We start from the raw sequence: 13,354 nt of genomic DNA on the forward strand, positions 1-13,354 counted from the left end.
TGAGTGTGACAAAATGAGCACGGCGACAGAAAAACCTGAAAATGAGGCTTCGTCCGACGGTCCCTTGCTCGACCTGACCGATTCCGCGGTCAAGAAATTCATCAAGGCGGCCAAGGCGCGCGGCTACGTCACCATGGACGAGCTGAACAAGGTGCTGCCGTCGGAAGAATTCACCTCCGAGCAGATCGAAGACACCCTGGCCATGCTCACCGAAATGGGCGTGAATGTCATCGAGTCCGAGGAAGAGGCGTCCGAGGGCGGCGAGGTTGTCGTCCGTGAGGAAGCCGGCGCGGTGGTCGAAACTACCAAGACCTCGAACTATGACCGCACCGATGATCCCGTGCGCATGTATCTGCGCGAAATGGGCTCGGTCGAGCTTCTGAGCCGCGAGGGCGAAATCGCCATCGCCAAGCGCATCGAGGCTGGCCGCGACACCATGATCCGTGGCCTGTGTGAATCGGCCCTGACCTTCGAAGCCATCATGATCTGGCGCGAGGAACTGGGCTCCGGCCGCATCCTGCTGCGCGAAATCATCGACCTGGAAGGCACCTATGGCGGTGGCCCGCAGGAAGGTCCGCCGCCGGGCGCGCTGGGCGAAGACGGCGAAGAGATCGAGGAAGTGATCCAGCCCGGACCGCGTCCGCAGCGTTTCGTGCCGCCGGTCATCAAGATTCCCGATCCGGAACCGGTCAAGCCGGAACCGAAGCCTGAATCTAAAGCCGTCTCGGAAAAGGTCGTCGAGCCGAAGAAGTCCCGCGCCGCCGGTGATGAGGACGATGACGACGATTACGTCCCGATGGACGAGGAAGAGAAGAAGCCCGAATCTGAGGAAGAGGAAGAGGACGACTTCGACGATGGCGCCGGCCCGTCGGTTTCGGCCATGGAATCGGAACTGCGTGAAGGCGTGATGGCGACGCTTGACGCCATTGCCGGCGAGTTCGAAACCTATCGCCACACCCAGGAAAAGATGCTGACCGCCAAGCTGGAGGGCCTGCCCCTCGATCCGGCGGACCGGGCGGCCTATGACGAGGTGACGGCGACGATCACCCGCCACCTCAAGACGCTCAAGCTCAACAACCAGCGTATCGAAGCCCTGGTCGAGCAGCTCTATACCATCAACAAGAAGCTGATGGGGCTGGAAGGCCGTCTGCTGCGGCTGGCCGATTCTTACGGCATTTCCCGCACCGAATTCCTGACCGCCTACTATACGCGCGAACTCGACCCCGCCTGGGGCGATAAGGTGCGCGACATGGGCATCCGCTGGCAGAAGTTCATCGATAATGACGGCCCGGCGATCAACCGCATTCGCGGTGAAGTCACGCAACTGGCCACCGATATGGGCGTGGCGGTCGATGACTTCCGCCGCATCGTCGGCACGGTTCAGAAGGGCGAGCGCGAAGCCCGTCAGGCCAAGACCGAAATGGTCGAGGCCAATCTGCGCCTCGTCATCTCGATCGCCAAGAAGTACACCAACCGCGGTTTGCAGTTTCTCGACCTGATCCAGGAAGGCAATATCGGCCTGATGAAGGCTGTCGACAAGTTCGAATACCGCCGCGGTTACAAGTTCTCGACCTACGCCACCTGGTGGATTCGTCAGGCGATTACCCGCTCGATCGCCGACCAGGCCCGCACCATCCGCATCCCGGTCCACATGATCGAGACGATCAACAAGATCGTCCGCACCTCGCGCCAGATGCTGCATGAAATCGGCCGCGAGCCGACACCGGAAGAACTGGCTGAAAAGCTGGCCATGCCGCTGGAAAAGGTGCGCAAGGTCCTGAAGATCGCCAAGGAGCCTATCTCGCTGGAAACCCCGATCGGTGACGAAGAGGACAGCCACCTGGGCGACTTCATCGAGGACAAGAATGCCGTCCTGCCGATCGATGCGGCGATCCAGTCGAACCTGCGCGAAACCACGACGCGGGTTCTGGCCTCGCTGACCCCGCGTGAGGAACGTGTGCTGCGGATGCGTTTCGGCATCGGCATGAACACCGACCATACGCTGGAAGAGGTCGGCCAGCAGTTCTCGGTGACGCGCGAACGTATCCGTCAGATCGAGGCCAAGGCCCTGCGCAAGCTGAAGCACCCGTCGCGGTCGCGGAAGCTGCGGAGCTTCCTCGATAGCTAATGGGGTTTGGGGCCTTCGGCCCCAAGTCTTCGTCTTCCCAAAGAAAAACCCGGTCCAAAAGACCGGGTTTTTCTTTGGGACAAGGCAAGATTCATGGGGTCACGGACCCCGGGGGCGCCGAGCCAAACCTCCTTCGTTTCAAGGCGCATGTGTTTCCACATTGATCCTTTATGGCAAACTGTCATGATTTACCCCAACGCAGGGGGGCGCCTGCGGAGTTCTCAGTGGGGTTCAGGGGCATATGCCGCTCAGCAAACTTTCGCCAGGCGAGCAGGCTGATTTTTTCCGTCTCGTGCTCGATTCGACCGTCGAAGGCGTCTGCACCCTGGATCGTCAGGGGCGCATCACCATGTGCAATGCCGCCTTCCTGCGCATGTTCGGCTTTTCCGAGACCGATACCGTCATCGGCACCGTGCTGCATGACCGCATTCACCACCATCATGCCGATGGCAGCCTTTACCCCCTGGATGATTGCCCGCTCTATCGCGCTGCCTTAAGCGGTGATGCCTGTCATGTGCCCAATGAGACCTTTTTCCGCCAGGACGGCACGTCATTCCCGGTTGAGTATCGTGTCCAGCCGCTGAAAAGGGACGGGGGCATCACCGGGGTGATCAGTACCTTTGTCGATATCAGCGAGCGCGTGGCGCAGGCGCAAAGCCTGGCGGCCATGCAGAAGGTGGCCGATTCCACGTCCGACCGCCTCAGGCTGGCGCTCGCTTCCGGCGCGGTGCTCGGCACCTGGTTCTGGGATCTGCCGCGGCAAAAGGTGACCGGCGACGAAGGCTTTGCCCACACCTTCGGCATCGATCCGGCCGCAATGGCCGAGGGCGTACCTTTTGAAGCCATAGGTGCGGCCGTTCACCCCGATGATCTGCCCGGACTGATCGTGGCCGTTGAAAAGACGATGGCGTCGGGTGAGCCCTGCGTCATCGATTATCGTGTCCGCAAAGGTGACGGCTGGCGCTGGGTCAATGCCACCGGCAAGGCGGTGCTGGATGACAACGGGCAGGCGATCAACCAGTCGGGCATTGTCATCGATATAGATGACCGCCGGCGCGCCGAACTGGCGCTTGATGAAAGTCATCATCAGTTGCGCATGGCGCAGAAGGTCGGCGGAATCGGTGTGTTTGCGGTTGCAGCCGACGCCGACGAACTGACCGTTTCGGAAGAATTCTGCACCATTTTCGGTCTCGACCCCGCCCCGGTGGTGTCGCTGAGCGCAGTCGCCAGTCTGGTCCTGCCGGAAGATGCCGGGGCGCAGTCGACAGAGAATGACCGCGCCGAAGGCACAACGCCCTCGGAAACCGAATACCGCATCCGCCGGCCCGATGGCGAGGTGCGCTGGATATACCGCCGCGCTGAATTCATCCGCGATGGCGATGGCCGGCCATCCCATATGGTCGGCATGGTGCAGGATATCACCGCTCGCAAGACGGCCGATCTGCGCCTGAAGGAAAGCCAGGCGTACCTGAACCTGATGCTGGAAAGCGTGCAGGATTACGCCATTATCTCGCTCGATGAGGCCGGGCGCATCATGCTGTGGAATTCCGGAGCGCAGAAGATCTTCGGCTATAAGCCGCAGGACGTGATGGGCAGCCATATCGAGGTCATATTCACGCCGGAGGACCGCGCGCACGGCGCGCCGCGCACCGAACTGGCCATGGCCGCCACAAATACCCGCGCCTCGGATGAGCGCTGGCATCTGCGTCAGAGCGGCGATCGCTTTTATGCCTCGGGCACCATGGCGGCGATGTATGATGACGAAGGCCGCGTCAGGGGCTTCATCAAGATCGCCCGCGACATGACCGCTCAGCAGCAGGCGCAGGAAGCCCTCCTGGAAGCGCGCAACGCCGCCGAGGCCGCCAATATCGCCAAGACGGAATTCCTGGCCAATATGAGCCACGAAATTCGCACGCCGATGAATGCCATCATCGGTCTCAGCACCATCCTGTCGAAAAGTCAGCCCCTGACGCCGCGCCAGATGGAATATATCCGTACCCTGTCCAACAGCGCCGACAGCCTGCTGGCCCTGATCAACGACCTGCTCGATATTGCCAAGATCGAGGCGCGGACGGTCGAACTGGAGCACATCCCTTTCAGCCTGACCCGGCTGATGCAGGAGGTGGCCAGCATGATGGCCGTGTCGGTGCGCGACAAGGGCCTGACCTTCACCGGCGATGGCGAATGCGTCGAGGAGCGCATGTTCATCGGCGACCCGACGCGCCTGCGCCAGATCATCGTCAACCTGTGCAGCAACGCCATCAAGTTCACTGAAAAGGGCGGCGTCCATGTCGGCATCACCTGCCATCCGTCTGCCCTGCCGGATAGCGAAATGGTCTGCATTTCCGTCACCGACAGCGGCATCGGCATCGCACCGGAAAAGATGGAAACCATCTTCCAGAAGTTCGTCCAGGCCGATACCAGTATCAACCGCAAATATGGCGGCACCGGCCTGGGCCTGGCCATTACCAAGACCCTGACGGAGATCATGGGCGGCAGCATCTCGGTCAGGAGCGAGGTGGGGGAGGGCTCGGTCTTCGAGGTCTGCATTCCGCTGAAGATCGCCACCAGTGACCAGGTGAACCGGACGGAATATTCGATCCACGCCATCGTCGATAATACGGTCGAGGCCCATGTCCGGCCCCATGTCCTGCTGGTGGAGGATTACGAGCCCAATATCCTGGTCGCCACCACCTTCCTGGAAGATTTCGGCTACTATGTCGATGTCGCCAATAATGGCCAGGAAGCCTTCGAGGCGGTGCGGAAACGCGCCTATGTGGCGGTCCTGATGGATGTGCAGATGCACGGCATGAATGGCCTGGATGCCACCCGCCGCATCCGCGAATGGGAAGAGAGCGAAGGCCGGCCGCGCGTCCGCATCATCGGCATGACGGCCCATGCCCTGGCCGGTGACCGCGAGCGCTGTCTGGCAGTGGGGATGGATGATTACATCCCCAAGCCCTTCCGCCCGGAAGAACTGCGCCGCAAGATCGAACAGGGGCAGGTGGTTTAGGTCTTGTCGGGCATTATCAGGGACGCCAGCGGCACAGGCTGCAATATGTCCGCGTTTGGCCCGAAGGAGACATTGGTGTTTCGTCGCGGCGCTTGAAAAGCGGAATTGGCAATGAGCTGTCTTTCCGTCGCAAAATCTACAGGCTAAATAAATGGTGGCCTCATGGACCATGCTGCCGAATTAAGTCTGACCGCGATTTGATATCTTCGTTAAAACGAATCAGCTCATGAACCAGTAGATAATATGATTTGCGGGTCATATTCTTCCCATGGTAGAATTTTGGTGTTGAATCGAGGTTGGCGTGAAAAAGTTCACTGAAAAAGTATTTGAAGCCCGCCCGCATGCGAAGGACTTGGATGCTGCAACTATTGGTGAGCGCTTAAAAGAAATCCGGAAGATCGCTGGCGTAACTCAAGACGAGTTAGCGGCTCGGTTACGGATAGGGCAAACAGCACTTTCCAAACTCGAGAAACGCGATGACATTCACGTTTCAACTCTTAAAGGCTATATCGAAGCCCTCGGTGCTACTTTACGCATTGACGCACGTTTTAGTGACCCAACAACTATCGTCCGCTTTGTCCAAGAGTCAAACTACGCACTTGAATCGGTCGATGAAAATCAGTTAGTTTTGCCACTTATCGGTGAGGATCATTTTCCTGCGCGCCGTGATGTAGTATTCAGTATCAAGCCGCAATACTCGGAAAAAATCCTAGATGGAAAAAAGACGGTTGAGCTTCGCCGCCGCTTCCCAATCGACACGCCGGCAGGCACAAAGGCGCTCATCTACTCTACTAGCCCGACAAGGGCTGTCACTGGCATCGCCCAAATTGACGAAGTCCTTAAGGGGACTCCTTCATCCATTTGGAAGAACTTTTCTACTGAGGCTTGTATCGCCAAAGATGATTTCGACTCCTACTTCGCTGGAGCCGAGAATGGTTTTGTCATTAAGCTTTCACACGCGACACCGCTGTCCAGACCATTCGAACTTAATGAGTTGCGTGAACGATTTAATTTCGAACCTCCGCAATCATTTCTCTACGCCACACCCAAATTACGAGCCGCACTCCTGAATGAGTCCGCCCAAGCTCCTCATTGATACTAATGTCTTTATCGGCTTAGAGGACCCCCGCGAGGTTCCTGCCAATTTCGCATTGTTGACAAACCTTGCGGCGAAGTTTCACGTCGGGATTTATGTCCATGAGGCGGCCCGAGACGATATTGCTCAGGATAAAAACAAAGAGCGGCGTGCAATTTCGCTCAGTAAAGTCAATAAATTTCCGCTAATTGCCAAAGTGCAGGGGCTGACCAAGTCATCCCTCGAATCGGATTTCGGCCCGCTTCCAAAGCATAATGATATTGTCGACGCCACGCTGCTGCACGCCCTTCGTCTTGGGGTCATCGACTTTCTAGTTACTCAAGACAAAGGGCTACACGACCGAGCCCGCAATTATGCTCCGGCCCTATCGCGTCAGGTGCTATACGTTGTCGATGCCGTTTCTTGGCTAAGAGCAACTTACGAAGACGTCATCGTACCGCTGCGATATGTGGATGAGGTTGAAGCCCACACGATCCCGCTTGCCAACCCAATATTTGACAGTTTGCGTGAAGGCTATCCTGCGTTCGATGGCTGGTGGCAGACAAAATGCGTGCGAGAGATGCGTAAATGTTGGACAGTTTCTGACCCCGATCTCGCTGGCATTGTTGTTCGTAAAGAAGAGACAGTTCAAGACACCAAGGCCACCCTACCGGGGCAGAAAATTCTAAAGGTATGTACCTTCAAAGTACGCCCGGAGAGCCGAGGCACAAAACTAGGCGAATTATTGCTGCGGCAAGTACTTTGGTACTCCCAAGCCAATAATTTTGACGTGGTCTATTTGACAACCTTCCCAGAACAACAGGCTCTGATCGACCTCGTCGAATACTACGGATTTCAAAATACGACGACTGCCGCAGATGGGGAAATGACCTATGAAAGGGCCATGACACCGGGCCATCCCGCCTTCGTTCCCGATAAGTCGTTGTTCGACGTAGCCCGAACCAATTATCCCGCCTTTTATAGCGGCCCCAAAGTTCAGGCATGTGTGATTCCCATCCAAGAAGGTTATCACGACATCCTCTTCCCGGAACTGAAAAGAGTCCCGCAACTCGACCTGTTTGGGCTAGATGGCGGTGGCAGTGGGCCTCGACGACCAGGGAACACAATTCGCAAGGTTTATTTGTGCCGCTCACCAAAAGTTCTCACTCAACCCGGCACCGTCCTGATTTTTTATAAAGGCTCTTCTCACTATTCCCCGAGCCAAGCGTTGACCACAGTGGGCATATTCGAAGATATCACACTCGCAACGTCAACAGCAGAACTCATGCGCATGACGGGCGGTCGTTCTGTTTACTCAGAACGAGATTTGACAGCATGGAATGCAACGCAAAGCAGTCCAGTGAAGGTTATCAACTTCTTGCTCGCAGGACATATAGTGCCGCCATTTCCGCTGCAAGAATTCGTCAACGCTGGCATTTTCAGCAGTCACCCTCAGTCCATAACGACACTCCCCCAGGAGCACTTATCGACAATCTTGGAGCGCTTGAGTCTCACGCTGGAGGAATAAATGGAAGTAATCGCATTAATTGGTTTGTCCGGCGTTGGTAAATCGACCGTATTGGCAAACCTGGCCACGGAGGTCGATTTCCTACATTTACAAGCCAGTCAGTTGTTGAAGGATGGGTTCGCCCGCCAAAAATTGGCTCCCCCATCCTCGGAGGAACTGAGACTTGGCGAGGTAGTAAACAATCAGCGGCTTTTGATAGATTCTTTCCATGCCGCAACTGGTACCACGGCGAAGCTTGTAATTTTGGACGGCCATTTATTGATCGATGGCAAAAGCGGTATCACGGAAATACCCGCCACGGTCTTTGCAGATATTGGTGTGTCGAAATTGATCTTCTTATATGCTCAACCTGAAGCTATCGCAGAGAGGCGCAACAAGGACGTTGAACGTCTGCGGCCGACGCACAGCATATCTGAAATTGCGTCGCATCAGGCTCACGAGATACGTCTTGCCTCTGAGGCAGCCGTACAACTTGGCATCCCATTATTGATCTGCTCAAATCAGGACAGGGCTCAGATGGTTGCGTTTTTAAGCATAAGTAAGCGATGACTGAGGGCTCCACACTTGACGCACATCGGAGCGGCCTTCCACCGAACTCAGGCAAGAGCCAGAATTCGGTTTCCCCAAATAGTCCGCTTTCGGGCGTGGATGATCCCTGACCTGTCTATGTCCGGAACGGACGCAAAGCCGACCCGTCAACACAGATGTAAGTCAGTCCTTCGGGAGGGGCGGCTGAACCGGGACGTGCAGATACCTGACGCCCTTGCCGCGATCGGCCAGATGCGCCCGGCCGACCTCTGTAAAGCCCAGCCTGTCGTGAAAGGCATCGGACGCCGGATTGGGCGGGTCGTAATTGACCTCACAGACCATGCAGTCATGACCGGCCGCGCGGGCGGCGGCGAAAACGGCCTCATAAAGCTGCCGCGCCAGGCCCTCGCCACGCCGGGTGGCGCTCACCGCCACGCGGTCGACATAGACGAACCGGGGATAGCGCGCCTTGAACCACAGGAAATTCGGGCTGTCATAGGGTGTATCCTGGTCGCAGGCGATCACCAGTCCGCAGCCCTCATCGATCGTGGCGGCGAAGAAGGCACTGCCGATCAGGTGCTCCAGCCTGTGCCGGGACAGCGAAGACAGTTCCGTGGCGTGATCTTCGTTCAGCCGGTGCAGGGCATCAAGAAGCGGGGCTGGCAGGGGCGTGGTCAGACGATTAAGGGGCATGATATCCTCCATACCCGTAAGCCTCTCTAACGGGTAGCGCCAATTTATTTGATTTGTCTCCGGCGGCGGGGGCTTTATGGTGCCGGCTCACGAAAAGCTCAGCCTGCACGGGACAGCCCTCGCTTCATGACCCAGTTCGACCTGCCCGCGTACCTGACCAATCTGGTTTCGGGCATCCATATCAATCCGCTCTATTCGCTGTCCGGGCTGCTGGTGGGGATTCTCGTCGGCCTGACCGGCGTGGGCGGCGGCTCGCTGATGACGCCGCTTCTGGTGCTGCTGTTCCATATCCATCCGGCCACCGCCGTCGGCACGGACCTGCTCTATGCCTCAATCACCAAGGGCGTCGGCACCGTCATTCATGGTTTCAAGAACACCATCAACTGGATGATTGTCGGCCTGCTGGCCCTGGGTTCCATCCCGGCCACGGCCGCCACGCTCTATGCCATCCACCACTTCGGCAAGTCCGACGCCGTTTCCTACATGATCACCCATGTGCTCGGCTACGCCCTGTTCGTTACGGCCGCCATGCTGCTGCTGCGCGGCCTCATCCACAAACTGGCGAAGAAGCGCCAGGATAAGGCGATCGAGGAACACAAGCCCCTGCATACCGGCCGCCGCGCCTTCCTGACCGTCCTGACCGGGCTGGTTCTGGGCTTTCTGGTGTCGCTGTCCTCGGTGGGCGCCGGCGCGCTGGGCGTCACCGCCCTGATCCTGCTCTATCCGCAATTGCCGACGGTGAAGATCGTCGGGTCCGATATCGCCCACGCCGTGCCGCTGACCTTCCTGGCCGGTCTCGGCTACTTCTACATCGGCAATGTCGATTTGAGCTTGCTGGCCTCGCTCCTGACCGGCTCGATCCCCGGCATCATCATCGGCTCGATGTTCGCATCGAAAGTGCCGGAAAAGGTGCTGCGCGCCCTGCTGGCGGCAGTGCTTACGCTTGTCGGTTTCAAGCTCGTCACCGCCTGATATCGTCTCCCGGCAGATTCCGCTTGTGACGCCGCGGATTACCGTTAATCTGTGGTTAACGGTCATTGGCGACCGGGCTGGGGGGCTTATGCGCGTATTGTCAAACATCATGGCCGGACTAGCGGCGCTGGCGGTAGGCTTTTGCGCCCTTCCGGCTCTGGCTGCGCCGCCGGCCAGCAGCAGTGGCACCGCCGTCGCCATCATGCAGGCTACCGCCGCCACACAATCCGGTGATTGCGCCGCCGCCATGGCGCCGCTCAACCAGCTCTGGCATGACCCCTATCTCGAACAGAACGATCCGAAACTGGCGGCGCAGTTCCGCTTCCAGTTGATCGCCTGCACGGCCCAGACCCAGGGCATACCGGCCGCCCTGGCCCTATCCGCCGAAAACGTCACTCGCGCCTATGACATCAATGCCTATGACCTGCACATCTTCCTGCAACTGATCAGCGGCAAGGGCGATGACGCGACCGCGACGCTTAACGCCGCCCTGACGCAGTTTCCGGCCCAGGCGCCGGACCTGACCGATATGAGCGTCATCGGCGTTCTGATCGCCAACCGCGAAAGCCACCCGGATGTTGCTCAGGCCGTGCTCAACCGCCTGGAGGAAGGGCGCTGGCAGATCCATGACATTTCCGGCCGGCCGCTGATGGGGCTTTTGCGTCTCGAAGGTTTGCGCACCTCGGTCAAGGTGGGCGATACGACCCATGCGGACCTCTATCGCACCGACCTGAAAAGCGATGCGCCGTTCTACATCGTCAGCCAGGGTGATGGCGATATCAGTCAGGCCGCCGTGCCCGCCGAACCGGTCCGACCGGTGCTCAACCGCGAGATCGAAGAGGTGAAAGCGGTCATCACCGCCAATCCGGCCAATCTGTCGGCGCTGGCCTATCTGATGCACCTGGAAATCACCAATGACCAGAATGCCCTGGCCCTGACCCAGCTCGGCGGTATTCTCGACCTGGTTGACAAGTACGGCCTGGACAAGTTTTCGTCGCCGGACGCTTATCCCGGATTGCTGACCACGCGGGCCGAGCTTTATGCCCGCACCGGACGTTTCCTCGAAGCCGGCGCGGCCTATGAAGCCGGCGCCAAGGCCCTGGGGCCGGAAAAATCGACCGACCTGTTGCTGTCCTATATGAATTTCCTCGTCGATCGCGGGCAGGATGCCGCGGCCCTGGCGATCAAGGACCGTATCACCGCGCCGGATGCCGCGCAGCAAGCCACGCTGGCCATGACCGAAGCCTGCGCGCGGGCCTATGGCGGGGACAAGGCTGGCTTCGCGGCGAGCATGGCCGCCCTGACCGGACAAAACCTGATGCAGGTCAAGCCGTTCCTGTGTGCCGGCGACAGCGACAGCGACAGCGCGGCGAAGATTCTGATCGCCGCCATGACCGATCCGGCGACGCGTGACACCATGATCGCCTTCATGCAGGATGGATTGCCGCCGATTTCCGTCAGCAACCGCGACGATGCCTTTATCGCGGCCTTGCTGGCTTTGAAAAAACGGCCCGATGTGCAGGCGGCGGCCGAGGCCAGCCACATCATCATCCGCCCGTGGCCGGTTAGGTTAAATTAGGGACTCTCTTAATCCCCTCTCCCCACATGTGGGGAGAGGGCGGGAGCCGAACGAAGTGAAGGCGACCGGGTGAGGGGCATTTTCTTAGGCGGACACTCTCCGCCGCCCGACATTCTGCGGGTCTTACCGCGTCGTCGTTTTTGCTCCGCCTATTTCAGCCCGCACCAGATATCGACCGGCTTTTGCTGTGCCGTCTTCACATAGTCCTGGAAGACACTGCACCCGATGCGGCCGGACGCATCCGTCACGGTAATCTGCACCAGCGGCGCGCTGCCGCTGATATTCTTTACCTGGTCCTTTGGCATACCTTTCCCGGTCATACGCACGGTCTGATCCGTGGCGCTGACCACCACCTCATCCGTATCGAATTCGATGACGCCGGCCGCCGTGGCCTGACTGGCGGTTTCGGGACGCGGCAGACCGTAATAGCGGGCGGCAATGGTCACCTGCTTTGCCTGGTCTGCGACTTCCGGCTTGATATGCAGGGCGATATCATAGGCGAAATCGACCGGTTTCGCGGCCACCGGCGGTGGCGTTTCGGCCGGCTTAGGTGAGCATTGGGTCAGGGCCAGCGCCATCAGGCTGGCGGCGATGATCTTCCAGGACATGGCGCCCTCCTTTTACGGCATTCTTATATGTTCAAGCCAAATTGCGAACGCCGCTTTTATACTGTATTGGCGCAGGTGTCACAATTACGGTCCCTAGTGGCATCGTTTGGAATTATCTGGAGAAAGCCAATGTTCAAGCCGGTTCTCGCATTAACTCTCGCTGCCCTGGCGCTGGTCGCCTGCAGCCCGTCAAAACCGGCCGGCGACGCTGGCTCAGCCGCCCCTGCCGGCGGTATCTCCGGTGCCGGCGCCACCTTCCCCGCGCCGGTCTATGCCGCCTGGGCCGAAAAGTACAAGACCGAGACCGGCGCAACCCTGAACTATCAGGCTATCGGTTCCGGCGGCGGCATCAAGCAGATCGAGGCCGGCACGGTCGATTTCGGCGCCAGCGACAAACCGCTGAAAGCCGAGGAACTCGACAAGAACGGTCTCTACCAGTTCCCGACTGTGATGGGCGGCATCGTGCCCCTGGTGAACCTGCCGGGCATCGAGGCGGGTAAGCTGAAACTGAGCGGCCCGCTGCTGGCCGATATCTTCCTCGGCAAGGTCACCACCTGGAACGACAAGGCGATCGCCGCCCTGAACCCCGGCGTTACCCTGCCGGCCCTGCCGGTCACCGTGGTCCACCGTTCAGATGGGTCCGGCACCTCCTTCCTGTTCACAACCTATCTGTCCTCGCAATCGCCGGAATGGGCGTCCAAGGTCGGCGGCTCCGACGCTGTCGAATGGCCGACCGGCATGGGTGGCAAGGGCAATGACGGCGTCGCCGCCTTCGTCAAGCAGACCGTGGGCTCGATCGGCTATGTCGAATATGCCTATGCCAAGAAGAACGGCGGCACCTTTGCGCTGGTGAAGAACAAGGCGGGCAACTTCCCGCAACCGGCGGCCGCTTCCTTCTCGGCCGCCGCCGCCAGCGCTGACTGGGCCCATGCGCCGGGCAACTACATGCTGCTGCTTGACCAGCCGGGCGCTGACGCCTGGCCGCTGGCCGGCGCCACCTTCATCCTGGTTCACAAGACACAGACCGATGCCGCCAAGGGTGCGGCGGTGCTGAAGTTCTTCGACTGGGCCTATAAGTCCGGTGATGCCGATGCCGGTTCGCTCGACTATGTGCCGATGCCGGATACGGTGAAGACCATGGTCCGCCAGCAATGGTCGACGGTTCAGGCCGGTGGCAAGCCGGTCTATACGGCGCAGTAAGTTCGCGCATTCCATAACAAAACCCCGCGA

General features: G+C 59.1%; 10 protein-coding genes. 8 read left to right on the plus strand and 2 right to left on the minus strand.

Annotated features, from left to right (window positions below; translation table 11 throughout):
* The first annotated feature begins 13 nt into the window (after positions 1-13).
* The 5 genes from rpoD (at position 14) to ACTHND_RS04590 (ending at position 8,293) form a co-directional block, all read left to right on the plus strand.
* Entirely contained in the window at positions 14-2,128 is a 2,115-nt protein-coding gene (rpoD, locus tag ACTHND_RS04570) for an RNA polymerase sigma factor RpoD (protein ID WP_440176186.1), read from the plus strand.
* Between the two features lie 241 nt (positions 2,129-2,369).
* The gene (locus tag ACTHND_RS04575) at positions 2,370-5,141 is read left to right on the plus strand and encodes a PAS domain S-box protein (protein WP_440176188.1); all 2,772 of its coding nucleotides are present in this window, start codon (positions 2,370-2,372) and stop codon (positions 5,139-5,141) included.
* A 301-nt stretch (positions 5,142-5,442) separates the two neighbouring features.
* Positions 5,443-6,237 carry a helix-turn-helix domain-containing protein gene (locus tag ACTHND_RS04580; RefSeq protein ID WP_440176190.1) on the plus strand — a complete coding sequence of 265 codons (795 nt, stop codon included), beginning with the start codon at positions 5,443-5,445 and terminating at the stop codon, positions 6,235-6,237.
* Entirely contained in the window at positions 6,212-7,744 is a 1,533-nt protein-coding gene (locus ACTHND_RS04585; RefSeq protein WP_440176191.1) for a hypothetical protein, read from the plus strand. The genes ACTHND_RS04580 and ACTHND_RS04585 overlap by 26 nt, the downstream gene beginning before the upstream one ends.
* A complete protein-coding gene (locus ACTHND_RS04590; protein WP_440176193.1) occupies positions 7,745-8,293 on the plus strand; it encodes an ATP-binding protein in 549 nt (182 codons plus the stop codon).
* 162 nt (positions 8,294-8,455) lie between these two features.
* On the opposite strand, the gene ACTHND_RS04595 is transcribed toward ACTHND_RS04590, so the two are convergent.
* Positions 8,456-8,965 carry a GNAT family N-acetyltransferase gene (locus ACTHND_RS04595; protein WP_440176195.1) on the minus strand — a complete coding sequence of 170 codons (510 nt, stop codon included), beginning with the start codon at positions 8,963-8,965 and terminating at the stop codon, positions 8,456-8,458.
* A gap of 126 nt (positions 8,966-9,091) precedes the next feature.
* Here ACTHND_RS04595 and ACTHND_RS04600 point away from each other — a divergent pair, with 126 nt between their 5' ends.
* Together ACTHND_RS04600 and ACTHND_RS04605 are read left to right on the plus strand one after the other, a co-directional pair.
* The gene (locus ACTHND_RS04600) at positions 9,092-9,937 is read left to right on the plus strand and encodes a sulfite exporter TauE/SafE family protein (protein WP_440176196.1); all 846 of its coding nucleotides are present in this window, start codon (positions 9,092-9,094) and stop codon (positions 9,935-9,937) included.
* Positions 9,938-10,025: 88 nt separating this feature from the next.
* On the plus strand, positions 10,026-11,516 hold the full coding sequence (locus ACTHND_RS04605; RefSeq protein ID WP_440176198.1) for a hypothetical protein: 1,491 nt from the start codon (positions 10,026-10,028) through the stop codon (positions 11,514-11,516).
* Positions 11,517-11,665: 149 nt separating this feature from the next.
* Here the strand turns inward: ACTHND_RS04605 and ACTHND_RS04610 are convergent, their stop codons facing one another.
* Positions 11,666-12,124 carry a hypothetical protein gene (locus ACTHND_RS04610; protein ID WP_440176201.1) on the minus strand — a complete coding sequence of 153 codons (459 nt, stop codon included), beginning with the start codon at positions 12,122-12,124 and terminating at the stop codon, positions 11,666-11,668.
* 129 nt (positions 12,125-12,253) lie between these two features.
* Between ACTHND_RS04610 and pstS the strand changes: the two genes are divergently transcribed.
* Positions 12,254-13,324, plus strand: coding sequence for a phosphate ABC transporter substrate-binding protein PstS (gene pstS / locus ACTHND_RS04615; RefSeq protein WP_440176203.1), 1,071 nt, complete (start codon positions 12,254-12,256; stop codon positions 13,322-13,324).
* The last annotated feature ends 30 nt before the right edge of the window (positions 13,325-13,354 follow it).

Origin of the sequence: Asticcacaulis sp. (assembly GCF_051954415.1) — a bacterium.
In the GTDB taxonomy this organism is placed as follows: domain Bacteria; phylum Pseudomonadota; class Alphaproteobacteria; order Caulobacterales; family Caulobacteraceae; genus Asticcacaulis.

Coding starts and splice junctions, on each gene's coding strand:
- ACTHND_RS04590 (WP_440176193.1), top strand. CDS start 7,745: ATGGAAGTAATCGCATTAATTGGTTTGTCCGGCGTTGGTAAATCGACC.
- ACTHND_RS04610 (WP_440176201.1), bottom strand. CDS start 12,124: ATGTCCTGGAAGATCATCGCCGCCAGCCTGATGGCGCTGGCCCTGACC.
- ACTHND_RS04585 (WP_440176191.1), top strand. CDS start 6,212: ATGAGTCCGCCCAAGCTCCTCATTGATACTAATGTCTTTATCGGCTTA.
- rpoD (WP_440176186.1), top strand. CDS start 14: ATGAGCACGGCGACAGAAAAACCTGAAAATGAGGCTTCGTCCGACGGT.
- pstS (WP_440176203.1), top strand. CDS start 12,254: ATGTTCAAGCCGGTTCTCGCATTAACTCTCGCTGCCCTGGCGCTGGTC.
- ACTHND_RS04595 (WP_440176195.1), bottom strand. CDS start 8,965: ATGCCCCTTAATCGTCTGACCACGCCCCTGCCAGCCCCGCTTCTTGAT.
- ACTHND_RS04600 (WP_440176196.1), top strand. CDS start 9,092: ATGACCCAGTTCGACCTGCCCGCGTACCTGACCAATCTGGTTTCGGGC.
- ACTHND_RS04605 (WP_440176198.1), top strand. CDS start 10,026: ATGCGCGTATTGTCAAACATCATGGCCGGACTAGCGGCGCTGGCGGTA.
- ACTHND_RS04575 (WP_440176188.1), top strand. CDS start 2,370: ATGCCGCTCAGCAAACTTTCGCCAGGCGAGCAGGCTGATTTTTTCCGT.